Origin of the sequence: Pantoea sp. S18, from assembly GCF_045689705.1 — a bacterium.
GTDB classification, from domain to species: domain Bacteria; phylum Pseudomonadota; class Gammaproteobacteria; order Enterobacterales; family Enterobacteriaceae; genus Pantoea; species Pantoea symbiotica.
Genome location: NZ_CP142688.1, coordinates 1,417,816 through 1,441,372 on the forward strand (window position 1 = coordinate 1,417,816; position 23,557 = coordinate 1,441,372).

Consider the following 23,557-nt stretch of genomic DNA (forward strand, 5'->3'; position numbering starts at 1 on the left):
AGGCATGACGGACCAACAGCTGCAGTTTGCGCCGGAGCAGGTTCTGGCGGTGCGCGATCTTAACGTGCGCTTTGAGCATGAAGGGCGCATTACCGAAGCGGTACGCAACCTGTCGCTCGACCTGCATCGCGGTGAAACGTTGGCGCTGGTGGGCGAATCGGGCTCGGGAAAATCTGTCACCTCGCTGGCGCTGATGCGTTTGATTCAGCAGGCCGGCGGCGAGGTGAGCGGTGAAATCCAGCTGCGTCGTCGCAATGGCGAGGTGCTGGATGTGATGCGCGCATCGAACGGTCAGATGCGCAAAGTGCGCGGCGCCGATATGGCGATGATTTTTCAGGAGCCGATGACCTCGCTCAATCCGGTATTCACCGTTGGCGAGCAGATTGCGGAATCCATCCGTCTGCATCAGGGCAAAAGTCATCAGCAGGCGTTGGCGGAAGCGCGGCGCATGCTCGATCTGGTGCGCATTCCCGAAGCAAACAACGTGTTATCACGCTATCCGCATCAACTCTCTGGCGGTATGCGTCAGCGCGTGATGATTGCCATGGCGCTGTCGTGCAAACCGGCGTTGCTGATTGCCGATGAACCCACCACCGCACTCGACGTCACCATTCAGGCGCAGATTCTGCAATTGATCCGCGTGCTGCAAAAAGAGATGCAGATGGGGGTGATTTTTATCACCCACGATATGGGCGTGGTGGCGGAGATGGCCGATCGTGTGCAGGTAATGTATCGCGGTGATGTGGTGGAACGCGCGCCGGTGCAGCAGCTGTTTGCTGAGCCGCAGCAGCCTTATACACGCGCGTTGCTGGCAGCGGTGCCCAAACTGGGGGCGATGCACGGCCAGCCGTTACCGGCCAAATTTCCGTTACTGCACAGCAACGGCCGTGAAGAGAAAGCCGAGCCGCAGGACACGGTGCGTCACGATCGACCGCCGATTTTGCAGGTGCGTGATTTAGTCACGCGCTTTGATATTCGCGGCGGCTTGCTCAATCGCGTCAAGCATCGCGTGCACGCGGTGGAGAAAGTTAGTTTCGATCTCCATGCCGGTGAAACGCTGGCGCTGGTGGGAGAATCCGGCTGCGGAAAATCCACCACCGGACGTTCGCTACTGCGGCTGGTGGCCAGCCAGGGCGGCACCATCACCTTTGACGGCCAACGCATCGATGCGCTGCAGGGCAATGCGCTGGCATCGCTGCGGCGCGATATCCAGTTTATCTTCCAGGATCCTTACGCCTCGCTCGATCCGCGTTTAACCGTTGGTTTCTCGATCATGGAACCGCTGCTGGTGCATAAAACGCTGGATCGCCGTCAGGCGGAGAAACGCGTTGCCTGGCTGCTGGAGCGCGTGGGTCTGCTGCCGGAACATGCGCAGCGTTATCCGCACGAATTTTCCGGCGGCCAGCGCCAGCGTATTTGTATTGCACGCGCGCTGGCGCTCAATCCCAAAGTGGTGATCGCCGATGAATCGGTGTCGGCGCTGGACGTGTCGATTCAGGCGCAAATCATCAACCTGATGCTCGATTTGCAGCGTGAATTTGGTATCGCCTTCTTATTTATCTCGCACGATATGGCGGTGGTGGAACGCATCAGCCATCGTGTGGCGGTGATGTATCTCGGACAGATTGTGGAGATGGGGCCGCGCCAGGCGGTATTTGAGCAGCCGCGCCATCCATACACCAAAAAACTGATGGCCGCAGTGCCGGTGGCCGATCCGGCCCATCGGCATCGTGAGCGGGCGCTGATGGTGGATGAGATCCCCAGCCCGATTCGCCCGTTGGGCGATGAGCCGGAAGTGGCGCCTTTACTGGAAGTGGCGCCGGGCCATTTTGTCGCCCGACACGCAATTAGTGGCGCCTGAGCAGCAAACAACCGCACATCTTTGGATGTCGCGCATGACAGGGATTACAGGAGAACGATAACGATGCACCATATTATGCGAAAAGGGGTTATCACTGCCGGTTTGTTGAGTTCGGCATTGGCGCTGCCCGCGTGGGCGGCGAAAGATGCGGTGATTGCGGTGGCCTCGACCTTTACCACGCTCGATCCGTATGACGCGAACGATACGCTGTCGCAGGCGGTGGCGAAGTCCTTCTATCAGGGCTTGTTTGGCTTCGATAAAGACATGAAGCTGACCAACGTGCTGGCAGAAAGCTATCAGGCAAGCAGCGACGGTTTGACCTACACCATCAAGCTGCGCCCCGGCGTGAAATTCCAGGATGGCACCGACTTCAATGCCGAAGCGGTAAAAGTTAACCTCGATCGCGCCAGCAATCCGGATAACCATCTCAAACGCTATAACCTGTTCAAATATATCGCCACCACCGAAGTGGTCGATCCGAGCACGGTCAAGATCACCCTGAAACAGCCGTTCTCGGCCTTCATCAACAACCTCGCGCACCCGGCGGCGGTGATGATTTCGCCAACCGCGCTGAAAAAATATGGCAAGGATATCGGCTTCCATCCGGTGGGAACCGGCCCGTTTGCCTTTGATACCTGGAACCAGACCGACTTCGTGAAAGTGAAGAAGTGGGATGGCTACTGGAAAAAAGGCTATCCGAAGCTGGATAGCATTACCTGGCGTCCGGTGGTGGATAACAACACCCGCGCGGCGATGCTGCAAACCGGCGAAGCGAGCTTTGCTTTCCCGGTGCCGTTCGAGCAGGCCAAACTGCTGGAAGGCAACAACAAGCTCGATGTGGTCACCACGCCATCGATCATGCAGCGCTACATCAGCCTCAACGTGACGCAAAAGCCGTTTGATAACCCGAAAGTGCGTGAAGCGCTGGAGTACGCCATCAACCGTCAGGCGCTGGCGAAAGTCGCCTTTGCCGGTTACGCCACGCCAGCTACCGGCATCGTGCCGCCAAGCATCGACTTTGCGCAGAGTTATCCGGCGATCAAATATGATCCGGCTAAAGCGCGCGAATTGCTGAAGGAAGCGGGCTTCCCGAACGGTTTCGAAACCACCTTGTGGTCGTCGCATAACCACAGTACCGCGCAGAAAGTGCTGCAGTTCACCCAGCAGCAGCTGGCGCAGGTGGGCGTGAAAGTCAAAGTGACGGCGATGGATGCCGGTCAACGTGCCGCTGAAGTGGAGAGTAAAGGGCAGAAAGAGAGCGGTGTGCGCATGTTCTACACCGGCTGGTCAGCCTCAACCGGTGAAGCCGACTGGGCGCTGACGCCGCTGTTCGCCACCACCTCATGGCCGCCAGCGATCTTCAACACCGCGTTCTACAGCAATCCGCAGGTGGATAAAGATCTTGCCGATGCGCTGAAAACCACCGATCGCGACCAGAAAGCTAAGCTGTACAAAGACGCGCAGGATCGCATCTGGAACGACCATCCGTGGATCCCGCTGGTGGTGGAACAACTGCTGTCAGCCAACAATAAAAACCTCAGCGGTTTTTATGTCATGCCCGATACCTCATTCAATTTTGATGAGGCCGATCTGAAGTAACAGACGCGGCCAGCCTTTGCGGGCTGGCCGATGCTGCGCAGGACTTTGCATGCTCAACTATTTTCTCAAACGATTACTGGGACTGATTCCCACGCTGCTGATTGTGGCGGTGCTGGTGTTCCTGTTCGTCCATCTGCTGCCGGGCGATCCGGCGCGCCTGATTGCCGGCCCGGAAGCGGATGCTTCGGTGGTGGCGCTGGTGCGTCAGGATCTCGGCCTCGATCAGCCGCTGATCAAGCAGTTCTGGCACTTCATGATCAATGCAGTGCAGGGCGATTTCGGCCATTCGCTGGTCTCGAAACGTCCGGTGATTGACGAAATTGCCGCGCGCTTTTTCCCGACGCTGTGGCTGACACTGAGCAGCATGGTGTGGGCGGTGATTTTCGGTATGGCGATTGGCATCACCTCGGCGGTGTGGCGCAATCGCTGGCCGGATCGCATCGGCATGACGCTGGCGGTGTCGGGCATCTCGTTCCCGGCGTTTGCGCTCGGCATGCTGCTGATGCAGGTGTTTTCCGTCGAGCTCGGCTGGTTGCCGACCGTCGGCGCGGATAGCTGGAAACACTACATTTTGCCATCGATCACCTTGGGTGCGGCGGTGGCGGCGGTGATGGCGCGCTTCACTCGCGCGTCATTCGTGGAGGTAATGCAGGAAGATTACATGCGCACCGCACGCGCCAAAGGGGTACGCGAATCGCTGGTGGTGGTGAAACACGGCCTGCGCAACGCCATGATCCCGGTGGTTACCATGATGGGCCTGCAGTTTGGTTTCCTGCTCGGCGGCTCGATTGTGGTGGAAGTGGTGTTCAACTGGCCAGGCTTAGGCCGCTTGCTGGTGGATTCGGTCGAGATGCGCGATTACCCGGTGATTCAGGCCGAAGTGCTGCTGTTCTCGCTGGAATTTATTCTGATTAACCTGATTGTCGACGTGCTGTACGCGGCAATCAACCCGGCAATTCGCTACAAGTAAGGAGTCGCAATTGAAGAACTGGCGACGAGCCGCGGCATTGAAAACCATGCCGACTATCACGGAAAACCGGGTACGCACGCCGTGGCGCGAATTCTGGCGGCGCTTTCGCCGTCAGCATGTGGCGCTGCTGGCCGGATTGTTTGTGCTGCTGCTGATTGTGGTGGCGTTTATCGCGCCGCTGATTGCGCCTTTTGATGCGGAAAACTATTTCGATTACGACCGGCTGAACGAAGGGCCATCACTGATGCACTGGTTTGGCGTTGATTCGCTGGGGCGCGATATCTTCAGCCGCGTGCTGGTGGGCACGCGCATTTCGCTGATTGCCGGTTTCTTCTCGGTGGCGATTGGCGCGCTGATCGGCACCGTGTTAGGTCTGCTGGCGGGCTATTACGAAGGCTGGTGGGATCGCATCACCATGCGCATCTGCGATGTATTGTTCGCGTTCCCCGGCATTCTGCTGGCGATTGCGGTGGTGGCAATTATGGGCAGCGGCATGAGCAACGTGATTGTCGCGGTGGCAATCTTCAGCATTCCGGCGTTTGCCCGTTTGGTGCGCGGCAATACGTTAGTGCTGAAACATCAAACCTATATTGAATCGGCGCGCAGCATTGGTGCGTCGGACTGGACCATTATCATGCGTCACATCCTGCCCGGCACGGTGTCGTCGATTGTGGTCTATTTCACTATGCGTATTGGTACGTCGATTATTACGGCGGCGAGTTTGTCCTTTCTCGGCCTCGGCGCGCAGCCGCCCACGCCGGAGTGGGGCGCGATGCTCAATGAAGCGCGCGCCGATATGGTGATTGCGCCGCATGTCGCCATCTTCCCAAGCCTGGCAATTTTCCTTACCGTGCTGGCGTTTAACCTGCTGGGTGATGGTTTGCGTGATGCGCTGGATCCGAAATTGAAGACCTGATGGTGGTTCGGTCGCCCGTAAGGTCGCCATTCATGGCGACCTTTTCACCCACAGCACAATCCCGCCCTTAAAACGTTTCCCAATTGTCATTACTGTGCGCGGCGGCAGGTGCGGCGCGGGTTGGCGTCCTCACCGGTTTCACCATTTTTGCCACCGGCGCAGCGGCCTGGCGCGTGCCGGTTTTGAAGCGGGCCACCGCAGAAGAGAGGCTGCTGGCCTGCTGTTCCAGCGATGCCGACGCATTAGCCGATTCCTGTACCAGCGTGGCGTTCTGCTGCGTGACACGATCCATCTCGTTCACCGCCTGACCAATCTGGTCGATGCCGCGACTCTGCTCATCGGATGCCGAAGCAATCTCGCCCATGATATCGGTGACGCGGGTGACGGCGCTTACGATCTCCTGCATGGTTTCACCGGCGCTGCTCACCTGTTGCGAACCGGTGTTGACGCGCTGCACGGAATTCTCAATCAGCAGTTTGATCTCTTTCGCCGCCTGGGCGCTGCGCTGTGCCAGATTGCGCACTTCGCCTGCCACCACGGCAAAACCGCGCCCTTGTTCACCGGCACGCGCCGCTTCTACCGCTGCGTTAAGCGCAAGGATGTTGGTCTGGAAAGCGATGCCATCAATCACGCTGGTGATATCGGCGATTTTCTTCGAACTGTCGGCGATATCGCGCATGGTTTTCACCACGCCATCCACCACGTTGCCGCCTTTATCGGCGGTTTCCGAGGCGGTTTTCGCCAGCTGCGTTGCCTGACGCGCGTTATCGGCGTTCTGTTTCACCGTGGCGGTCAGCTCTTCCATACTGGCAGCGGTCTCTTCCAGTGACGCCGCTTGTTGCTCGGTGCGTGAGGAGAGATCGTTATTACCCGTGGCGATCTCGCTGGCGCTGCCAAAAATCGCATCCGCGCTATCACGCACATTGTTGATGGTGCTGAGCAGCGACTGCTGCATGTGGTTGAGGCTGGCGGCAATCGACGCCATTTCGCTGCGGCCTTCCACCTGCAAACTGGCGGAGAGATCGCCGTCGGCGAAGCGCTCCATCTGTTGCTGCACCTGCTTCATTGGTGCCAGCAGAATGCGACGCACCAGAATCCACACGGCAACCAGCAGCAGCACCACAACCACAGCCATTACGGCCATCATCACCAACATATGCTGGTAGGCGCTGTCGTAGTCTGCACTGCGCTCCGTTAACAATTGCACGTTATGTTCACGCCACTGTTTATAGGCCGCTTCGAGATCGTCCTGCGCCTGCTGGGCATCAAGATTGCCATAGGAGGCGTAATCATTGGCTTTCAGGAACGTCGCCGACTGTTTCAACAAATCTGCGAAGGCAGCAAACTTAGTGTCAACTACACTGGCTGAGTCCGCGCTTTGTCCGGCAATGTGCGGCATGCTCTTATAGAGATCATAATGTTGCTTCGCTTCATCCAGTGACGCACCTGCGCTGATCAGCAGTTTGTTGATGGCGGCGACTGACGCTTCATCCGTCTGTTTTTTCAGGATACGAATGGCGACGCGGTTGATAATCACGCGGGTTTTCACCAGCGTTTGCCAGCCATCGGCCAGCTCCCGTTGCTGATGCGACAGCTGATTGCTGGTGGTGAAATTATGCTGTCCGGTAATCAGTGATGATAAAAATAGCGAGCCGGAAATCGCCTGCATCGCCGTGAAAACCACCAATATCATCATGATGGCCGTCACAATTTTCATTCGTTTAAACATAGGTGCGTCTCTGAGGAAGTAGGCTGATATTGAAGTTATCGGTATAAAAGCAAATCGCTTAAGTGCCAGCGGGAAATAATTACGTCACGGGATGATGAGAGGCGGGAAAAAACAGATGAAAGCGTTTAATTACGAGCAGGATTTCAAGCACATCGATTTTCGCCAGCAGCCAGAGCTGTATCAGGTGGGGCGCGGCGAGCAGGGCGTGTTGATGGTCGAACCTTACAAAAGTGAGATTCTGCCGCACTGGCGTTTTCGCACCGTCGAGCTGGCAAAACAATCTTCACAGCAGATTATGCAGTTATTTGAAGCGTATCGCGCGCAGGACGATTTTGTCGGCATGGACATGGCGCGCAAATATATTCAGATGGGATACACGCGTGCGCGCCGCTATAGCAATCATCAGGGCGGGCGGAAATATGACGAGGCGGGCAACGAATTGCCGCGCACCACAGAAAAAGAAAAGGCCGCTGCGGCGGCCGTTTTCAAAGCGTGCTGGGATAAACTGCGCGCGGATACTGACTATCTGGCGCGCAAACGTGCGCACCAGCAGAAGTATGGTTAAACGCGCGTGCCCCACAGATCGTATTCGTCGGCGTGTTCAACTTTAACGCGTACCACATCACCGACTTTCACCTGACGATCGCCGTTAAGATAGACCGCGCCATCAATTTCCGGCGCGTCAGCCATGCTGCGGCCGACCGCGCCTTCTTCATCGACTTCATCAATCAGCACCAGCACTTCGCGGCCGATTTTTTCCTGCAGACGTTCGCTGGAGATCTTCTGCTGCAGCTGCATGAAGCGATCAAAACGATCCTGCTTCACGTCGTCCGCTACCTGATCCGGCAACTGGTTGGCGGTTGCGCCATCTACCGGGCTGTACTGGAAGCAGCCAACGCGATCGAGGCGCGCTTCCTGCAGGAAGTCGAGCAGCATCTGGAAATCTTCTTCGGTTTCACCGGGGAAGCCGACGATAAAGGTTGAACGCAGCGTCAGCTCTGGGCAGATTTCACGCCAGCGCTTAATGCGCTCCAGCGTACGCTCTACCGCGCCTGGACGCTTCATCAGCTTGAGGATGCGCGGGCTGGCGTGCTGCAGCGGAATATCGAGGTACGGCAGAATCTTGCCTTCGGCCATCAGCGGAATAACGTCATCCACATGCGGATACGGATAAACGTAGTGCAGACGTACCCACACGCCGAGTTTGGCTAACTGCTCGCACAGGCTCACCATGCTGGTTTTCACTGGCGATCCGTTCCAGAAACCGGTGCGATGTTTGACATCCACGCCGTAAGCGGAGGTGTCTTGTGAGATCACCAGCAGCTCTTTCACGCCGGCTTCGACCAGACGTTTCGCTTCGTCAAGTACCGAACCGATTGGACGGCTATCCAGATCGCCACGCATCGATGGAATGATGCAGAAGGTGCAGCGATGGTTGCAGCCTTCGGAAATTTTCAGGTAAGCGTAATGGCGCGGCGTCAGTTTGACACCTTGCTCCGGCACCAGGCTGAGGAACGGGTTGTGCTCCGGCTTAGGCACATAAGTGTGCACGTGCGACAGAACCTGCTCGTAGCTGTGCGGGCCGGTGATCTCCAGCACCTTTGGATGCACTTCGCGGATCTGATCCACTTTGGCACCGAGGCAGCCGGTAACGATCACTTTGCCGTTCTCGTTCAGCGCTTCACCAATCGCTTCCAGAGATTCCTGTACGGCGCTATCAATAAATCCACAGGTGTTAACGATGACGATCTCTGCATCATCGTAGCGTGGCACCACGTCATAGCCTTCGGTACGCAGTTCCGTCAGGATGCGTTCAGAGTCGACGAGGTTTTTCGGACAGCCGAGGGAGACGAACCCCACGCGCGGTGGATTTTTGACTTGGCTCATAAGGTTAAAAATTCATCATAATTAGTGTGGATAGGGGGGCGATTGTACAGAGGTTGCAGAGGAAAATGTATAGGCTGTGTAAGAATCTCCTTATCGACAACCAATGTGCTGTAGATATGCTTAACTCAGTGAGCGACGCGCGCTCTCATTAAGCGCCGCGCCTGAGTTGCTCGTCTGCGAACGTGATCCGAGTTGTGTAAGCTGACGTGTTTTGCTTAAATGTTGGGTCGGTAAAGGTAAGTACTTATCTTCACTGAAAATTTCAAATCGCACTGATAGTGAATCCTCACTGCCAGGGCAGAAGTGGATAATGTGAGAGCAGACATATGCAAGAGATCGTCAAAGGTTTTCTGAATTTTCAACAGAATGTGTTCCCTGAAAGGAAGGATCTTTTCAAAAGTTTGGCATCCAACCAAAATCCCAAAGCCCTGTTTATCTCCTGCTCAGACAGCCGTCTGGTGCCAGAGCTGGTGACGCAGTCGGAGCCGGGTCAGCTGTTCGTGATCCGTAACGCCGGTAATATCGTGCCACCGTTTGGTCCAGAGCCGGGCGGCGTGTCTGCCACCATTGAGTACGCAGTAGTGGCGCTGGGCGTGACCGAAATCATTATTTGTGGTCACTCCAACTGCGGTGCCATGAACGCGATTGCTTCCAATGCCGATCTGGAAACCATGCCAGCGGTTGATCACTGGTTGCACTACGCCAACGCGGCCAAAGCGGTGGTGGAAGAGCGCAACTACGATTCGGTTGAGAAACGTCTCAACGAAATGGTGAAAGAGAACGTGATCGCGCAGCTGCACAATATCAAAACACACCCTTCTGTGGCGGTCGCGCTGCGTAAAGGCAAAGTGCGCCTGCACGGGTGGGTTTATGATATTGAGAGCGGTGGCATCATTGCGCTGACCAAAGGCGGTGAATCCTTTATTTCACTGTCGGAAAACCCGGAAACCTGCTTCGAGTAATTCCGCCTAACCACCTGCAATGCAGGTGGTTTTTCCTCGCATTTCGCTAATATTTTCTCCCGCGCTGAAAACCAACTTCTACACTTGAGAAGCAATTACCTCTGATAAGGGCTCTCTCATGCGATTTCCCCTTTGTGTTCCCGTGTTAACGCTGGCGCTGCTGGCTGCGGGCTGTACCTCTCATGTGGCCGACAAAAAACAATATTCCGGCTTCCTCGGCGATTATAGTCAGCTGCAATCGACCCAATCGCCAAGCGGTAAACCGACGCTGCGCTGGATCTCTCCCGACTATCACGATGCTGATTATCGAGGCGTGGTTTACACGCCGGTGGTCTATTATCCGGCGGCGCACCCGACTGCACGTATCAGCCAGCAAACGCTGGATGAGGTGCGAAGTTACACCGATAGCCAGCTGAAGCGGGCGATTTCTGAACGCAAGCCGCTGGTGACCACCAAAGGCCCGCGTACGTTGCTGGTGAAAGCGGCGATTACGGCGGTATCTGCAGAGAATGAAGGCGTGCAGTTCTACGAAGTGGTGCCGATTGCCGCCGTTGTTGCCAGCACCATGGCGGCAACCGGACATCGCACGCAAGAGAGCTCGCTGTTCCTCGAAATCGAAGCGGTGGATGCACAAACCGGTAAGCCGATGATTAAAGTGGTGCGCAAAGCCTTTGGTAAAACCTTACCGAACAACAACACGCCAATTACCCTCACCGATCTTCGTCCAGGCATTGATGAGATGGTGCGCGACACGTTGGCGTTCTCCGTGCCGTGAACCTGTGCCCGGCCGTGTGCCGGGCTTAATGTTTTGTAAATCCTGCACATCCTTTGTCACGCGCTGACTACCCTTAACGGCAGACCGTGATAAAGGAGAATGCCATGCGTTTACTGCCCGCCGCGCTGCTGTTTGGCGCTTTAAGCACGTCCTTACCGTTATTCGCTGCCGATGTGCAGGTTCAGGTGCTGCAGGACAAGCTCGATCATCCGTGGTCCGTGGCTTTTCTGCCCGACAATCAAACGCTGTTAATCACTGAACGATCCGGCCAGCTGCGCAGCTGGCAGCCGGGCAAAGGCCTGTCGCAACCGATCGGCGGCGTGCCGAAGGTGTGGGCGAATCGTCAAGGCGGCTTGCTGGATGTGGTGCTGGCGCCGGACTTTGCCCAAAGCCGCCGCGTGTGGCTCAGCTACACCACCGCCGATGCCAGCGGCCGCGCCGGCGGCGTCGTGGGTTATGGCCGATTAGGCGATGACAACCGCCAACTGAGCGACTTTAAAGTGGTGCTGGAGCAAACGCCAAAGCTGTCGAGTGGCGCCAATATCGGCACGCGACTGGCGTTTGATCGTCAGGGTTTTCTCTATATCGCCTTCGGTGACAACTTCGCCAGCAGCAGCGCGCAGCAGCTGGATAAGCTCTCCGGCAAAATCGTGCGTCTGACCAAAGACGGTGAAATCCCGCCGGACAACCCGTTTGTTAATCGCCAGGGCGCGCGCGCCGAGATCTGGTCCTACGGCATGCGCAATCCGCAAGGGCTGGCGCTCAATCCGTGGACGCAGCAAATGTGGGAAAGCGAACACGGCCCGCGCGGCGGCGATGAGGTAAACATCCCGGAGAAGGGCAAAAATTACGGCTGGCCGCTGGCGACGTACGGCATTGATTACAGCGGAGAGAAAGTGCCGGAAGCGAAAGGCAGTGAAGTCGAAGGTACTGAGCAACCGCTGCACTACTGGAAAGTCTCACCGGCCATCAGCGGCATGGCGTTCTATAACAGCGCGCGTTTCCCGCAGTGGAAAAACTCACTGTTTATCGGCGCGCTGAAGGAGAAGAGTTTGATTCGCTTGCAGGTGAATGGCGAGAAAGTGGTGGAGGAGCAGCGCTTACTGGAGGATCGTGGCGAACGTATTCGTGATGTACGACAAGGCCCGGATGGCTATCTCTACGTGCTAACCGATGAGTCCAACGGCAAGCTGCTAAAAGTGGGGCTGCCAGACGCCGCCAGCGCCCCACGCGGTTAACTTAGCGTGCCCAGTTACACACTTCCCATCCGCGCTGCTGTGCTTCCTGCAGCAGCAGCGAATTGGGATTCACCACCCATGCATGGTCGGCATGCGCCAGCAGCGGTAAATCATTCATTGAATCGCTGTAAGCCCAGGTGCGTTCAAAGCGTTGATCCTGCTGTAACGCTTTCCAGTCGCTGAGGCGCGTCACTTTGCCTTCGCGATAGGTCATGGTGCCGTAAGTTTGCCCGCTGTAGCGTTCATCCACCACTTCAACGCCAATTGCCAGTGCGCCATGAACACCAAGGCGCTCGGCAATCGGCACCGCCAGATGATCGCCGCTGGCGGTGATGATCATTACCGTGTCGCCGCGCTGCTGATGCCACTCAATGCGCTCGCGGGCGGCGGGGAACACGCGCGGCATGATGTCGCGATGGATAAAGCGGCGTACCCAGCCTTCAACGGTCATAGTGGCCATACCGGCGAGTGGCGCCAGCGTAGTGTTCATGTACTCTTCAATCGATAACGTACCGGTGTGATATTTTTCCATCAGGATTTTCTCCTGCTGGATGATCTCTTCGGGGGCAAAGCCCTGTGAAACCAACCAGCGCAGCCACAGGCTGGTGCTGTCTTCACAAATCAGGGTTTCGTCCAAATCGAAAATGGCTAAGTCCATCGCGGCTCTCCTCAGGCTGACTGAATTCAGGTTAGCGGAAATTTGTGACTGGCTTAACCGTTCTGCGAAAAATCGGAATTACACGCAAAATTTTTCAATAGTCAGATGGGCAAAAGTGGCGGCGCTGCGCGGTTGGTGCCAGGGTTACTCTAATAAACTCTATAAAACTTTACGATTGGACGGTTTTTTTCGCTGGCCTGAACCGTTAGCGTGGGATGAGACATGTCTTATCTGCAAAAAACCAAGATTTAACAAGGACAATCTGGTCATCCTCATGAGAAAAAACACCTTCGCTACTGCATGGCGGCCGCTGGCTGCATCGTCACTATTATTACTTTTCATTCCTATTTCAACGCTGGCAGAACAAGCTCCAGCCGCTCCGCAGATAGACGCCAAAGCCTGGATCTTAATGGATTACAACAGCGGCAAAGTGCTGGCGGAATCCAATGCCGATCAGCGCCTCGATCCCGCCAGTTTGACCAAAATGATGACCAGCTATGTGGTCGGCCAGGCGCTGAAATCGGGCAAGATTACCAACGATGACATGGTCACTATCGGCCAGGATGCATGGGCAACTGGCAATCCCAAACTGCGCGGTTCATCGCTGATGTTCCTCAAGCCTGGCGATCGCATTCCGGTCTCTGAACTGAATAAAGGCGTGGTGATTCAATCTGGCAACGACGCCTGTATCGCGCTGGCCGATTATGTCGCGGGCAGCCAGGATTCGTTTATCGGGTTGATGAACAATTACGTCAAAGCTTTCGGCCTGCAAAATACCCACTTTATGACGGTGCACGGCCTGGACGCGGAAGGGCAATACAGCACTGCGCGTGACATGGCGATTATCGGCCAGCGACTGATCAGCGATGTGCCGGAAGAGTATGCGATAAACAGCGAAAAAGAGTTCACCTTCAATAAGATTAAGCAGATGAACCGTAACCGTCTGCTGTGGAGCACCAATCTGAAGGTGGATGGTATTAAAACCGGTCACACCTCCGGCGCGGGCAACAATCTGGTGGCCTCGGCAACTGAAGGTGATATGCGTCTGATTTCCGTGGTGCTCGGAGCGGCAACCGATGCCACGCGTTTCCGTGAAAGTGAGAAGCTGCTGACGTGGGGCTTCCGCTTCTATGAAACCGTGACGCCGATTAAAGCCGACAAGCCGTTTGCACAGCAGCGCGTATGGTTTGGCGATCATAGTCAGGTGAATCTCGGTGTAGCAAAAGACGCTGCCATCACTGTGCCGAAAGGGCAGATGAAAAACCTCAAGGCCAGCTTTACCCTAAACTCACCGCAGCTGGAAGCGCCGCTGGAGAAGAATCAGGTGGTGGGAACCATTGATTTCCAGCTGGATGGTAAAACCATTGAACAACGCCCGCTGGTGGCGATGGAAGCGGTGCCGGAAGGTGGCTTTATTGGCCGGATTTGGGACTTCATTATGATGAAATTCCACGGCTGGTTCGGTAAGTGGTTTAGTTAATAAAAAACGGTGCGCATCAAGCGCACCGTGTTGTAGGGTCGCCATTTATGGCGACCAAAACAATTACTCACGTATCCAACCTTTCTTAATCGGCATAGCAAACAGTGCGCGATACACCTGATGGGTAAACGCCAGCATGCGCTCGCCATACAGTTGCCACGCCATGTGCGACGCCAGACACGCCAGCAAACCAACCAAAAATCCGCCCAGCATATCCATTGGCCAATGCACGCCAAGGTAGACGCGTGACCAGGCAATAGCGCTGCCGATCACCAGCAACAGCACGCCCGACCACAAGCGATGCCAGAAGATAAATGCCAGCGCAAAGGTAAAAATGGTGGTGCCGTGATCGCTCGGATAAGAGTCATCTGCGGCGTGAGATAAGAACTGATGCCCGAATCCTATGGCAAAAGGACGCGGATGTGGCAACAGTTGACCGACGCACCATGAGATGCTGAGCGCGTACAGTAGCGCCATGCCGGTTTTCAACACCAGCGCGCGTTGAGATTCCAGCTGTTCGCGCGGTCCCCACAGCCACAGCGCCACAATCAGCAGCGGCACGATAGCAATCACATCTTTGGCGATAAAGGTCGCCAGACTAATCAGCCACTGCGGCGAATCCTGCGTGGCGTTGATCCATAAAAAAAGCGTGTGGTTCAGTGCTTCCATCACGATGCCTTGTCCTCGTCTTGTTTACCCGAAAAACACCAGCCTAAAAATAGCCAGCAAAATAAAGCTGATAGCCTAAAAGCGGACCAGTTATGAGTACATAGTCGCGCTCTTAAACTTATTGCGGGTTGTTGGAGTGTTTAACTTTGATGAAAGTTGCAAGAAGGTTTGATTAAAACAGGGCGAAGCAAGAGGATGACTAAGGGGATTTTGGCAATCTGGCGAAAAAGCCATAAAAAAACCCGCAAGTCAGTGACCGGCGGGCTCCACAATTTGGGGATTTCAAAGAAAAGCAGTGGCACTTATTCAGACTGCGCCCCCCAAAGAAAGTTCTGGACAGCGCGAAAATATTTTTATAAAGGCAAAAGCGGCCAGATTATCACGATCAAGGTGCCAGCCAGCGTCAGCAAAACGTTAGCAATCGCATAAGTTCCTGCATAGCCCAAGGCTGGAATGCTGCTGCGCGCGGTATCGCTGATGATCTCCATTGCCGGTGCACAGGTACGCGCTCCCATGATGGCACCAAACAGTAGCGCGCGGTTCATGCGCAGTACATAAGCGCCGAACAGATAGCAAATCACCACCGGCAGCAAACTCACCAGTAAGCCACTCACCAGCATCAACGCACCGGCGCTGCCAAAACCGTGTTGCAAACCACTGCCCGCGCTCAGGCCAACGCCCGCCATAAACACCATCAAACCAAACTCTTTCACCATCGTCAGCGCACCTTGCGGGATATAGCCAAAGGTCGGATGGTTGGCGCGCATAAAGCCGAGCATGATGCCCGCGAACAACAATCCGGCGGCGTTACCGATGCCAAAGCTGAAATTGCTGAACTGGAAGGTGATCATGCCGATCATCAGGCCGACGATAAAGAAGGCGCAGAAGGCGAGCAGATCGGTGATTTGGCTGTGAATGGCGATAAAACCAATGCGATCGGCGAGGCTCTTGACGCGGCGTGCTTCGCCGCTTACCTGCAGCACATCGCCTTTGTTGAGCATAATGCTGTCATCGATCGGCATCTCGATCTGGCTGCGAATCACGCGGTTGAGGAAGCAGCCGTGATCGGTCAGTTTGAGGTGGCTCAGGCGCTTGTTCACCGCGTTGTGGTTTTTCACCACGATCTCTTCGGTGACGATGCGCATATCCAGCAGGTCGCGATCGAACACCTCTTTACCGTTACGGAAGCTGGGATCAAGGCGCGCGTGTGCATCGGGATAGCCCACCAGCGAGATATCGTCGCCCAGTTGCAGCATCGCGTCGCCGTCCGGGCTAGCGAGAATGCCGTTGCGGCGCAGACGTTCAATGTAGCAGCCGGTCTGGCGATGAATGCCCAGCTCGCGCAGGTTTTTGCCGCCGCTCCACTCCACCAGTTCCGGACCGACGCGATAGGCGCGGATCACCGGCAGAAACACTTTGCGCTGACTGTCGGCGTCGAGGCCGCGCTCGCGTGCGATTTGCTGCGCGCAGGTGGGCAGATCCTGATGTTGCAGGCGCGGCAAATAGCGTGCGCCAAAAATCAGGCTGACTAAACCCACCAGATAAGTGAGGGCATAACCGAGGCTGAGATTATCCTGCATCAACGTGAGCTGATGGCTGTCGCTGATGCTTTGCCGCAAGGTATCTCCGGCGCCCACCAGCACCGGCGTCGAGGTCATCGAACCGGCTAACATGCCCGCGGTTAAACCAATATCCCAGCCGAATACCTTGCCAAGCGTCAGGGCGATTAACAGCGCGCTGACCACCATGACAATGGCTAAAAAGAAGTAATTTTTACCGTCGCGGAAAAATATCGAGAAAAAGTTAGGTCCGGCTTCCACGCCGACACAAAAAATAAACAACATAAAGCCTAGACTTAATGCGTCAGTATTAATGGCGAAATGCTGTTGACCTAAAATCAACGAAACAACCAGCACGCCAATGGAATTACCGAGTTGGACCGAGCCGAGGCGTAATTTACCTAAGCAGAGTCCGAGTGCTAAAACGACAAATAATAACAGAACGTCATTTCCGCTTAACAATTCTGCGACGTTAATGTTCACGGTTTAACTTCTTCTTAACCTGTAACCAGTTGATGATATGACCTTTTTTCGCTATCTTGTGCCGAACGTTAAGGTTCCTGCAACAAAAGCGTTCAAGCCGAAATCTAAAGCGGCGTCATTCTAATCATAATTAACACCCTCAGCTATCGGCAGTTTTCATTCCTTTCGCCTCCAGCTGTTTCTTTTTATTTCCAGTCGTGCGCATCAGGGCAGAAAAAGTTTCATAATTGTTAACGTCAAAGTTGAGGATAATTATGTTGCAGCGCAATAATCGCTGGCCAGCATCCATTCTGGGCGTGATGCTTTATACGCTGGTGTTTATTTATGCACATCATTTCTGGGCCGCCGCCAGTGAACAAGCCGTGCGCGGACAACCAGAATTACTGCTGTTTTTACTGCCGGGATGTTTGATGGCGCTACTGCAGCCGGAAAGTCCGCTGATTAGCACCTTGTGGGTGGCGCTGGGCGGTACGCTGCTGGGCATGATGTGGTTAATGCTGGCGGTGCCAATGACGCATAGCGGCTTGTTGATTGTGGCCTGGAGTTTGAGTGCGCTGTTTTGGGCGGGATGTGGTGCTCTGCTGGTGCGCTTGCTGCGGATTATGCTGGCGATGCGTGCCGAATAGCACCAATAAAAACGGGCCCGCGGGCCTCATGTTCGTCAGTTAAGCGTCTCTCGGTCACCATAAATGGCGACCCTACAAAGGATCGGTGCATTTTTCGTAGGGTGCGCATTCATGTGCATCAGGTCGCCATGAATGACGACCCTACGGGGTTTGCAGCGATTGTGAGTTAAGAATATGCACGATTGCTGCAGCGAGGGTGTTGAGGCGACATCCCAAACCGCTGAACGAATGAGGGATTCCAGGGCGAGCCGCATGGATGCGGCGAGAGGTGGCGCTGAGCAGGAGCGAATCGACACCGGTCCGTCAGGAATCGCGAATGAGTGAAGGTACCGCGTAGCGGCGGGTTGGGCTGGCGCAGGGCCCGGGAGTGCAGAGGGCGCGGCCAGGCGCTCTCTGCTCGGTCGCCGCACCAAGGTGCTGCAACTGCCCCAGCACATGGCGAACGAAAGTCGCTCTGCGATTAACAGAGCGGCATTAGGCCCGAAGGCCCGTTCTCTTATGCTTCGATACCCAGGTTTTCTTTGGTCCAGGCAGCGAATTCGGTGTAACCACCAATGTGCTGATCGTCGAGGAAAATCTGTGGCACGGTTGTTACCGGCTTGCCGGCACGGGCTTCCAGATCGGCTTTAGTAATGCCGGTGGCCTGAATATCAACGTACTGATAGTTAAAATCGTCGCGCTCGCTGGTCAGCTTGGCGGCCAACTCTTTCGCACGTACGCAGTAAGGGCAGCTAGAACGGCCAAAAATCACTGCAATCATTGCTTCTCTCCTTCCGCTGCTGTTTTGTGACTAGAATCACATCACAGCGTGAATAATGCGTCACATCATGCCCGCCCATCCTGCTTAATGAAAGAAGAAGTTACCTGTTATTCTGATACCTGCTGCCTATGCAGACGCTAAAACTGATTGAACTCCAGGGAACCCTCGCATGCGTGATCTCGCCACATTACCGAAACCCGTGTTATTGCTCGAAGTGCTCGGCGTGCTTGCCGTGATTGGCGCATTGTTGCTCACCAACGATTGGGTGAGCGCACCTGACTTCATCGCGAAAAAGCCGCTGGCGACGCTGCTGTTTTTTCTCGGCATCGCGTTGATGCTGCCTGCCGCGTGGATGATGATGTGGCGCACGGCGAAGGCGATGGCTCCACAATTGTTCAATCATTCCAATAAAAAGAAGTAACCACCGGAGAGGATTTATGACGCCGACTATCGATTTACTGTGCAGCCACCGTTCCATTCGCGCTTTTACCGAACAGGGCATTGATGAGGCGCAACGCAGCGCCATTATTGCAGCGGCACAAGCGGCTTCGACCTCCAGCTTTTTGCAGTGCTCCTCAATTATTCGTATTACCGATCCCGCAAAGCGCGAGCAACTGGTACAGCTGACCGGCGGCCAGCCGTGGGTCAGCGCGGCAGCGGAGTTTTGGGTGTTCTGCGCGGATTTCAATCGTCATCAGCAGATCTGCCCAGACGCGCAACTCGGGCGCGCTGAACAGCTGCTGCTCGGCTGCGTTGATACCGCGCTGATGGCGCAAAATGCCATGGTGGCGGCGGAATCGCTGGGCCTTGGCGGCGTATTCATTGGCGGGATTCGTAATAGCATTGCTCAAGTAACCGAACTGCTGGAGCTACCAAAGTTTGTGCTGCCGCTGTTCGGCTTCTGCGTCGGTCATCCAGCTGATGCGCCAGACGTTAAACCGCGCATGCCGCAAGCGATGTTGGTGCATGAAAATCGTTATCAGCCCGTCGATAAAAAGGTGCTGGCACAGTACGATGAGCAAATTACTGCCTATTATCAGCAACGTGATAGCAACCAGCGTTCCGAAACCTGGAGCCAGCTGATTCAGCGCCTGATTATTAAAGAAACGCGTCCCTTCATACTGGATTACCTGCATCAGCAGGGTTGGGCGACGCGCTAAGCACAAGGAACTCTGCAATGAAAATGGCCATTCTCACCCGCGATGGATCGATCTATTCGTGTAAGCGTCTACGCGACGCCGCGGAGGAGCGTGGTCATCAAGTGCAGATCATCGATCCGCTCTCCTGCTACATGAACATCAATTCCGATTCACCGGCGGTGCACTATCGCGGCGAGACGCTTGGGCATTTTGATGCAGTGATCCCGCGCATTGGCACCGCCACCACCTTTTACGGCACCGCCGTGCTGCGCCAGTTTGAGGTGCGTGGCAGCTATCCCCTCAATGAATCAGTCGCCATTACCCGCGCGCGCGACAAGCTGCGCTCGCTGCAGCTGCTGGCGCGTGAGGGTATTGATATGCCGATCACCGGTTTTGCCTCCTCGCCGGATGATACCGATGACTTGATTGCGATGGTGGGCGGTGCGCCGCTGGTGGTGAAGCTGGTGGAAGGCACGCAAGGCATCGGCGTGGTGCTGGCGGAAACGCGGCAGGCGGCGGAGAGCGTCATTGACGCTTTTCGTGGCCTCAATGCGCATATTCTGGTGCAGGAGTTCATTAAGGAAGCGCAAGGACGTGATATTCGCTGCCTGGTGATTGGCAGTGAAGTGGTGGCGGCGATTGAGCGCGAAGCGAAAGAGGGCGATTTTCGTTCTAATCTGCATCGCGGCGGCAAAGCGCGCGCCGTGCAGATCACCGATCAGGAGCGGGATATCGCGGTAAAAGCCGCCAGCACGCTTGGGCTTGAGGTGGCTGGCGTGGATATCCTGCGCGCAAATCGTGGACCGCTGGTTATGGAGGTGAACGCCTCGCCCGGACTGGAAGGAATTGAGGGTATTACCGGTTTAGATATCGCCACCATGATGATCAAGTGGATTGAGCAGCACGCCTGCCCCGGCTATCGTCCTAAAACCGGCGGCTAACCCGCGCTTTTCAGCGGTTTTCGTGGCATCCAGATCGGTTTTTCCGTAAGCTAAGGCGCTCATTTCTTCACCCCACAGGATATTACGATGGATTCACTGGTCGTTCCGGACATTGACGTGCTGCGTCGCTGGCTGGATCAACAAAATATCACCTGGTTCGAATGCGATGCCTGTCAGGCACTGCATCTGCCGCATATGCAGAATTTTGACGGGGTGTTTGATGCAAAAATTGACCTGGTGGATAACGTTATCCTCTTCTCCGCGCTGGCAGAAGTAAAACCGACGGCGCTGATTCCGCTGGTAGGCGATTTATCGCAGATCAACGCCAGCTCGCTGACCATTAAAGCCTTTGTTGATATTCAGGACGACAATCTGCCGAAGCTGATTGTCTGCCAGTCGATCAGTACCAGCGCCGGATTAACCTTCGGTCAGTTCTCCCACTTTATGAAGCAGAGTGAAGAGGGCGTTTCTATGGTGATCATGGAAGCCTTTGCTAACCACTTGCTGGTGGTAGAAGAAGAAGAGGAGCGACAACCCAGCTCCAGCAGCCACGCGATGCTGCACTGAGTTCCCCGCCTCGCTAACTGCCGCTTTTTGCGGCAGTTTTCATTTTTGCCCCACCACTTTTTATTCTGCACTTTGCCCTTTATTGCCAGATATTAGTCGTGCTTTATGCCACTAACGCCAAACCCCATAGCAGAAACATGCATAACTTATCGCGAAAAGGCGTTTTTTAAGCTGGGATCTGGTGCAGGTGGTGCGGGGGGGCTATTCTTGCGGGGCTGCTTGAGACGTGCAACCTCAGCGCAGGTATAGGTTTTTGCTATTAAACTCCCGCTGAATATTGATTCATTGTGTGCCTGTGATTTAACAGAAAACGCAACGTCCGGATCGCCGTGTATGCAGCGTTGTGATGACCCGCTCAGGAGGAAGTAAAACATGTTCAACCAACGTAAAAAATGGTTGTCAGGTGTGGTTGCTGGTGCATTGATGGCTGCGGCCGGCGGTGCGCAGGCCGAAGGTAGTACGGTTCATGTGTATAACTGGTCCGATTATATCGCGGCGGATACCGTGCCGAACTTCGAAAAGCAGACCGGCGATAAAGTGGTTTATGACGTCTTTGACTCCAACGAAGTGTTGGAAGGCAAACTGATGGCCGGTAGCACCGGTTATGACGTGGTGGTGCCGTCGTCGAGCTTCCTTGCGCGTCAGCTGCAATCGGGCGTGTTCCAGGAGCTGGATAAGAGCAAGCTGCCGAACTACAAAAATCTTGATCCCGATCTGATGGCGAAAGTAGCCCAGCACGATCCGGGTAACAAATACGCGATTCCTTATCTGTGGGGCACCACTGGCATCGGCTATAACGTCGATAAAGTGAAAGCCGCACTGGGCAAAGATGTGCCGCTGGATAGCTGGGATCTGGTGCTGAAACCAGAAAACCTGGAAAAACTGAAAGGCTGTGGCGTCTCCTTCCTCGATGCACCGGAAGAGATCTTCGCTACCGTGCTGAATTACCTCGGCAAAGATCCAAACAGCTCTGACGCGAAAGATTACTCTGGCGCGGCGACTGATCTGCTGCTGAAACTGCGTCCAAACATCCGTTACTTCCACTCGTCGCAGTACATCAACGACCTGGCGAACGGCAACATCTGCGTGGCGATTGGCTGGTCGGGCGATATCCTGCAGGCGAAAGATCGCGCGGATAAAGCCAACAACGGCGTGCATCTCGGCTATATCGTGCCGAAGCAGGGCGCACTGGCATTCTTCGACATGTTTGCGATTCCTAAAGACGCGAAAAATGTTGAAGGTGCCTATCAGTTCCTGAATTACATGATGGATCCAAAAGTCATCGCTGATGTTTCCAACAACATGAACTATGCCAACGGTAATAAAGCCTCGCTGCCGCTGATCAATGCGGACGTGCGTAACAATCCGGGCATCTTCCCAACGCCGGATGCCATGGCCAAACTGTTTGTGCTTAAGGTCCAGGATCCGAAACTGGATCGTGTGCGTACCCGTGCATGGACTAAAGTAAAAAGTGGTAAGTAATTCGTTCTGAACGATTATTGCCTGAAGACGACAGCAGAGGCGCAGTGATGGCCTCTGTTGTGCCATTTTTAGCGGCTGGCTGTGCCGCGCGATATTAGCGCCGGAGAAATGTTAGTGAACGACGCGATTCCCCGCCCCCCAAATAAAACGGCTAAGGCGATGACGCCGCTGCTGGAAATTCGCAACCTGACCAAATCTTTTGACGGCCAGCACGCCGTGGATGATGTCAGTCTGACCATTTACAAAGGTGAGATTTTTGCGCTGCTGGGCGCATCCGGCTGTGGCAAATCGACCTTGCTGCGCATGCTGGCGGGATTCGAACCGCCAACCAGCGGCCAGATTGTGCTGGATGGTCAGGATCTCTCCCATGTTCCGCCGTATCAGCGCCCAATCAACATGATGTTCCAGTCCTACGCACTGTTCCCGCACATGACGGTGGAGCAGAACATTGCCTTCGGCCTGAAGCAGGACAAACTGCCGAAAGGCGAAATCACTAGCCGCGTCGAAGAGATGCTGTCGCTGGTGCACATGCAGGAGTTCGCCAAGCGTAAGCCACATCAGCTTTCTGGCGGTCAGCGTCAGCGTGTGGCGCTGGCGCGTAGCCTGGCGAAACGTCCTAAGCTGCTGCTGCTCGACGAACCGATGGGCGCGCTGGATAAAAAACTGCGTGACCGCATGCAGCATGAAGTGGTCGATATTCTCGAGCGTGTCGGCGCTACCTGCGTGATGGTGACGCACGATCAGGAAGAGGCGATGACCATGGCGGGCCGTATCGCCATCATGAACCGTGGCAAATTCGTGCAGATTGGTGAGCCGGAAGAGATCTACGAGCATCCAACCAGCCGCTACAGCGCGGAGTTCATCGGTTCAGTGAATGTGTTTGAAGGCTTGCTGCGCGAGCGCGGTGAAGACGCGCTGATCATTGACGCGCCAGGCTTAGTGCATCCGCTGAAAGTGCAGACCGATGTCTCCGTGGTGGATAACGTGCCGGTGCACGTGGCGCTGCGTCCGGAAAAAGTGATGTTGTGCGAAGAAGTCCCAGCCGATGGCTGTAATTTTGCCGTAGGTGAAGTGGTTCACATCGCCTATCTCGGCGACCTGTCGATTTATCACGTGCGTCTGCGCAGCGGCCAGATGATCAGCGCACAGTTGCAAAACGCCCATCGCTACCGCAAAGGCGCGCCAACGTGGGGCGATGAAGTGCGTCTCTGCTGGGACGCCGACAGCTGTGTGGTTCTGACGGTTTAAGGGGGCGA

22 protein-coding genes are annotated in these 23,557 nt (G+C 55.4%); 16 read left to right on the forward strand and 6 right to left on the reverse strand.

The genetic code is table 11. The features are described 5' to 3' along the window. The first annotated feature begins 4 nt into the window (after positions 1 to 4). The 4 genes from gsiA to gsiD all read left to right on the forward strand — a co-directional run bounded on the left by gsiA (position 5) and on the right by gsiD (position 5,346). Positions 5 to 1,861 carry a glutathione ABC transporter ATP-binding protein GsiA gene (gene gsiA, locus VIJ98_RS06420; protein ID WP_323272844.1) on the forward strand — a complete coding sequence of 619 codons (1,857 nt, stop codon included), beginning with the start codon at positions 5 to 7 and terminating at the stop codon, positions 1,859 to 1,861. A 63-nt stretch (positions 1,862 to 1,924) separates the two neighbouring features. Then, positions 1,925 to 3,460 (forward strand): glutathione ABC transporter substrate-binding protein GsiB, encoded by a 1,536-nt coding sequence (gsiB, locus tag VIJ98_RS06425; protein ID WP_323272846.1) that lies wholly within the window; start codon positions 1,925 to 1,927, stop codon positions 3,458 to 3,460. 49 nt (positions 3,461 to 3,509) lie between these two features. After that, positions 3,510 to 4,430, forward strand: coding sequence for a glutathione ABC transporter permease GsiC (gene gsiC / locus VIJ98_RS06430; protein ID WP_061717203.1), 921 nt, complete (start codon positions 3,510 to 3,512; stop codon positions 4,428 to 4,430). Positions 4,431 to 4,440: 10 nt separating this feature from the next. Further along, a complete protein-coding gene (gsiD, locus tag VIJ98_RS06435; protein WP_061717201.1) occupies positions 4,441 to 5,346 on the forward strand; it encodes a glutathione ABC transporter permease GsiD in 906 nt (301 codons plus the stop codon). Positions 5,347 to 5,413: 67 nt separating this feature from the next. Here the strand turns inward: gsiD and VIJ98_RS06440 are convergent, their stop codons facing one another. Further along, positions 5,414 to 7,075: a methyl-accepting chemotaxis protein gene (locus VIJ98_RS06440; RefSeq protein WP_323272850.1), complete on the reverse strand. Its 1,662-nt coding sequence runs from the start codon at positions 7,073 to 7,075 to the stop codon at positions 5,414 to 5,416. A gap of 115 nt (positions 7,076 to 7,190) precedes the next feature. Between VIJ98_RS06440 and VIJ98_RS06445 the strand changes: the two genes are divergently transcribed. Next, positions 7,191 to 7,640 carry a DUF4385 domain-containing protein gene (locus VIJ98_RS06445; RefSeq protein ID WP_008102491.1) on the forward strand — a complete coding sequence of 150 codons (450 nt, stop codon included), beginning with the start codon at positions 7,191 to 7,193 and terminating at the stop codon, positions 7,638 to 7,640. Here VIJ98_RS06445 and rimO read toward each other — a convergent pair. After that, the gene (rimO, locus tag VIJ98_RS06450) at positions 7,637 to 8,962 is read right to left on the reverse strand and encodes a 30S ribosomal protein S12 methylthiotransferase RimO (RefSeq protein ID WP_323272852.1); all 1,326 of its coding nucleotides are present in this window, start codon (positions 8,960 to 8,962) and stop codon (positions 7,637 to 7,639) included. The genes VIJ98_RS06445 and rimO overlap by 4 nt on opposite strands. A gap of 326 nt (positions 8,963 to 9,288) precedes the next feature. On the opposite strand from rimO, the gene VIJ98_RS06455 reads away from it, so the two are divergent. The 3 genes from VIJ98_RS06455 to VIJ98_RS06465 all read left to right on the forward strand — a co-directional run bounded on the left by VIJ98_RS06455 (position 9,289) and on the right by VIJ98_RS06465 (position 11,937). Then, positions 9,289 to 9,924 carry a carbonic anhydrase gene (locus VIJ98_RS06455; protein WP_007887698.1) on the forward strand — a complete coding sequence of 212 codons (636 nt, stop codon included), beginning with the start codon at positions 9,289 to 9,291 and terminating at the stop codon, positions 9,922 to 9,924. 118 nt (positions 9,925 to 10,042) lie between these two features. Continuing rightward, positions 10,043 to 10,699, forward strand: coding sequence for a DUF3313 domain-containing protein (locus VIJ98_RS06460; protein WP_008102487.1), 657 nt, complete (start codon positions 10,043 to 10,045; stop codon positions 10,697 to 10,699). A 104-nt stretch (positions 10,700 to 10,803) separates the two neighbouring features. Next, a complete protein-coding gene (locus VIJ98_RS06465; protein ID WP_323272856.1) occupies positions 10,804 to 11,937 on the forward strand; it encodes a PQQ-dependent sugar dehydrogenase in 1,134 nt (377 codons plus the stop codon). Between the two features lies 1 nt (position 11,938). On the opposite strand, the gene VIJ98_RS06470 is transcribed toward VIJ98_RS06465, so the two are convergent. Beyond that, positions 11,939 to 12,595 carry an HAD family phosphatase gene (locus VIJ98_RS06470; RefSeq protein WP_256696056.1) on the reverse strand — a complete coding sequence of 219 codons (657 nt, stop codon included), beginning with the start codon at positions 12,593 to 12,595 and terminating at the stop codon, positions 11,939 to 11,941. A 274-nt stretch (positions 12,596 to 12,869) separates the two neighbouring features. Between VIJ98_RS06470 and VIJ98_RS06475 the strand changes: the two genes are divergently transcribed. After that, a complete protein-coding gene (locus tag VIJ98_RS06475) occupies positions 12,870 to 14,075 on the forward strand; it encodes a serine hydrolase (RefSeq protein WP_071531640.1) in 1,206 nt (401 codons plus the stop codon). Positions 14,076 to 14,138: 63 nt separating this feature from the next. Here the strand turns inward: VIJ98_RS06475 and ybjG are convergent, their stop codons facing one another. Beyond that, complete coding sequence (gene ybjG, locus VIJ98_RS06480; RefSeq protein ID WP_323272860.1) at positions 14,139 to 14,744, reverse strand: undecaprenyl-diphosphate phosphatase; 606 nt, start codon at positions 14,742 to 14,744, stop codon at positions 14,139 to 14,141. Between the two features lie 353 nt (positions 14,745 to 15,097). Then, on the reverse strand, positions 15,098 to 16,786 hold the full coding sequence (locus tag VIJ98_RS06485) for an aspartate:alanine antiporter (RefSeq protein WP_061717183.1): 1,689 nt from the start codon (positions 16,784 to 16,786) through the stop codon (positions 15,098 to 15,100). 254 nt (positions 16,787 to 17,040) lie between these two features. Between VIJ98_RS06485 and ybjM the strand changes: the two genes are divergently transcribed. Beyond that, on the forward strand, positions 17,041 to 17,412 hold the full coding sequence (gene ybjM / locus VIJ98_RS06490) for an inner membrane protein YbjM (RefSeq protein ID WP_008102476.1): 372 nt from the start codon (positions 17,041 to 17,043) through the stop codon (positions 17,410 to 17,412). A 496-nt stretch (positions 17,413 to 17,908) separates the two neighbouring features. Here the strand turns inward: ybjM and VIJ98_RS06495 are convergent, their stop codons facing one another. Continuing rightward, the gene (locus VIJ98_RS06495) at positions 17,909 to 18,172 is read right to left on the reverse strand and encodes a GrxA family glutaredoxin (RefSeq protein ID WP_007887673.1); all 264 of its coding nucleotides are present in this window, start codon (positions 18,170 to 18,172) and stop codon (positions 17,909 to 17,911) included. Positions 18,173 to 18,341: 169 nt separating this feature from the next. Here VIJ98_RS06495 and VIJ98_RS06500 point away from each other — a divergent pair, with 169 nt between their 5' ends. The 6 genes from VIJ98_RS06500 (at position 18,342) to potG (ending at position 23,549) form a co-directional block, all read left to right on the forward strand. After that, the gene (locus VIJ98_RS06500) at positions 18,342 to 18,593 is read left to right on the forward strand and encodes a DUF1418 family protein (RefSeq protein ID WP_008102474.1); all 252 of its coding nucleotides are present in this window, start codon (positions 18,342 to 18,344) and stop codon (positions 18,591 to 18,593) included. A gap of 16 nt (positions 18,594 to 18,609) precedes the next feature. Next, the gene (gene nfsA / locus VIJ98_RS06505) at positions 18,610 to 19,332 is read left to right on the forward strand and encodes an oxygen-insensitive NADPH nitroreductase (RefSeq protein ID WP_312665572.1); all 723 of its coding nucleotides are present in this window, start codon (positions 18,610 to 18,612) and stop codon (positions 19,330 to 19,332) included. Positions 19,333 to 19,349: 17 nt separating this feature from the next. Continuing rightward, a complete protein-coding gene (gene rimK, locus VIJ98_RS06510) occupies positions 19,350 to 20,252 on the forward strand; it encodes a 30S ribosomal protein S6--L-glutamate ligase (RefSeq protein ID WP_323272867.1) in 903 nt (300 codons plus the stop codon). A gap of 87 nt (positions 20,253 to 20,339) precedes the next feature. Then, a complete protein-coding gene (locus VIJ98_RS06515; protein WP_008102469.1) occupies positions 20,340 to 20,819 on the forward strand; it encodes a YbjN domain-containing protein in 480 nt (159 codons plus the stop codon). Positions 20,820 to 21,191: 372 nt separating this feature from the next. After that, positions 21,192 to 22,301 (forward strand): spermidine/putrescine ABC transporter substrate-binding protein PotF, encoded by a 1,110-nt coding sequence (potF, locus tag VIJ98_RS06520; protein WP_008102467.1) that lies wholly within the window; start codon positions 21,192 to 21,194, stop codon positions 22,299 to 22,301. Positions 22,302 to 22,415: 114 nt separating this feature from the next. Next, the gene (gene potG, locus VIJ98_RS06525; protein ID WP_008102465.1) at positions 22,416 to 23,549 is read left to right on the forward strand and encodes a putrescine ABC transporter ATP-binding subunit PotG; all 1,134 of its coding nucleotides are present in this window, start codon (positions 22,416 to 22,418) and stop codon (positions 23,547 to 23,549) included. Positions 23,550 to 23,557: the final 8 nt, after the last annotated feature.

What these genes read in the sequence shown, in the direction of transcription:
- ybjM (WP_008102476.1), top strand. Translation starts at nt 17,041, where the DNA reads ATGTTGCAGCGCAATAATCGCTGGCCAGCATCCATTCTGGGCGTGATG.
- VIJ98_RS06440 (WP_323272850.1), bottom strand. Translation starts at nt 7,075, where the DNA reads ATGTTTAAACGAATGAAAATTGTGACGGCCATCATGATGATATTGGTG.
- VIJ98_RS06460 (WP_008102487.1), top strand. Translation starts at nt 10,043, where the DNA reads ATGCGATTTCCCCTTTGTGTTCCCGTGTTAACGCTGGCGCTGCTGGCT.
- rimK (WP_323272867.1), top strand. Translation starts at nt 19,350, where the DNA reads ATGAAAATGGCCATTCTCACCCGCGATGGATCGATCTATTCGTGTAAG.
- gsiC (WP_061717203.1), top strand. Translation starts at nt 3,510, where the DNA reads ATGCTCAACTATTTTCTCAAACGATTACTGGGACTGATTCCCACGCTG.
- potF (WP_008102467.1), top strand. Translation starts at nt 21,192, where the DNA reads ATGTTCAACCAACGTAAAAAATGGTTGTCAGGTGTGGTTGCTGGTGCA.
- VIJ98_RS06475 (WP_071531640.1), top strand. Translation starts at nt 12,870, where the DNA reads ATGAGAAAAAACACCTTCGCTACTGCATGGCGGCCGCTGGCTGCATCG.
- VIJ98_RS06495 (WP_007887673.1), bottom strand. Translation starts at nt 18,172, where the DNA reads ATGATTGCAGTGATTTTTGGCCGTTCTAGCTGCCCTTACTGCGTACGT.
- VIJ98_RS06465 (WP_323272856.1), top strand. Translation starts at nt 10,804, where the DNA reads ATGCGTTTACTGCCCGCCGCGCTGCTGTTTGGCGCTTTAAGCACGTCC.
- nfsA (WP_312665572.1), top strand. Translation starts at nt 18,610, where the DNA reads ATGACGCCGACTATCGATTTACTGTGCAGCCACCGTTCCATTCGCGCT.
- VIJ98_RS06455 (WP_007887698.1), top strand. Translation starts at nt 9,289, where the DNA reads ATGCAAGAGATCGTCAAAGGTTTTCTGAATTTTCAACAGAATGTGTTC.
- VIJ98_RS06515 (WP_008102469.1), top strand. Translation starts at nt 20,340, where the DNA reads ATGGATTCACTGGTCGTTCCGGACATTGACGTGCTGCGTCGCTGGCTG.
- VIJ98_RS06445 (WP_008102491.1), top strand. Translation starts at nt 7,191, where the DNA reads ATGAAAGCGTTTAATTACGAGCAGGATTTCAAGCACATCGATTTTCGC.
- VIJ98_RS06470 (WP_256696056.1), bottom strand. Translation starts at nt 12,595, where the DNA reads ATGGACTTAGCCATTTTCGATTTGGACGAAACCCTGATTTGTGAAGAC.
- VIJ98_RS06500 (WP_008102474.1), top strand. Translation starts at nt 18,342, where the DNA reads ATGCGTGATCTCGCCACATTACCGAAACCCGTGTTATTGCTCGAAGTG.
- gsiA (WP_323272844.1), top strand. Translation starts at nt 5, where the DNA reads ATGACGGACCAACAGCTGCAGTTTGCGCCGGAGCAGGTTCTGGCGGTG.
- rimO (WP_323272852.1), bottom strand. Translation starts at nt 8,962, where the DNA reads ATGAGCCAAGTCAAAAATCCACCGCGCGTGGGGTTCGTCTCCCTCGGC.
- ybjG (WP_323272860.1), bottom strand. Translation starts at nt 14,744, where the DNA reads ATGGAAGCACTGAACCACACGCTTTTTTTATGGATCAACGCCACGCAG.
- gsiB (WP_323272846.1), top strand. Translation starts at nt 1,925, where the DNA reads ATGCACCATATTATGCGAAAAGGGGTTATCACTGCCGGTTTGTTGAGT.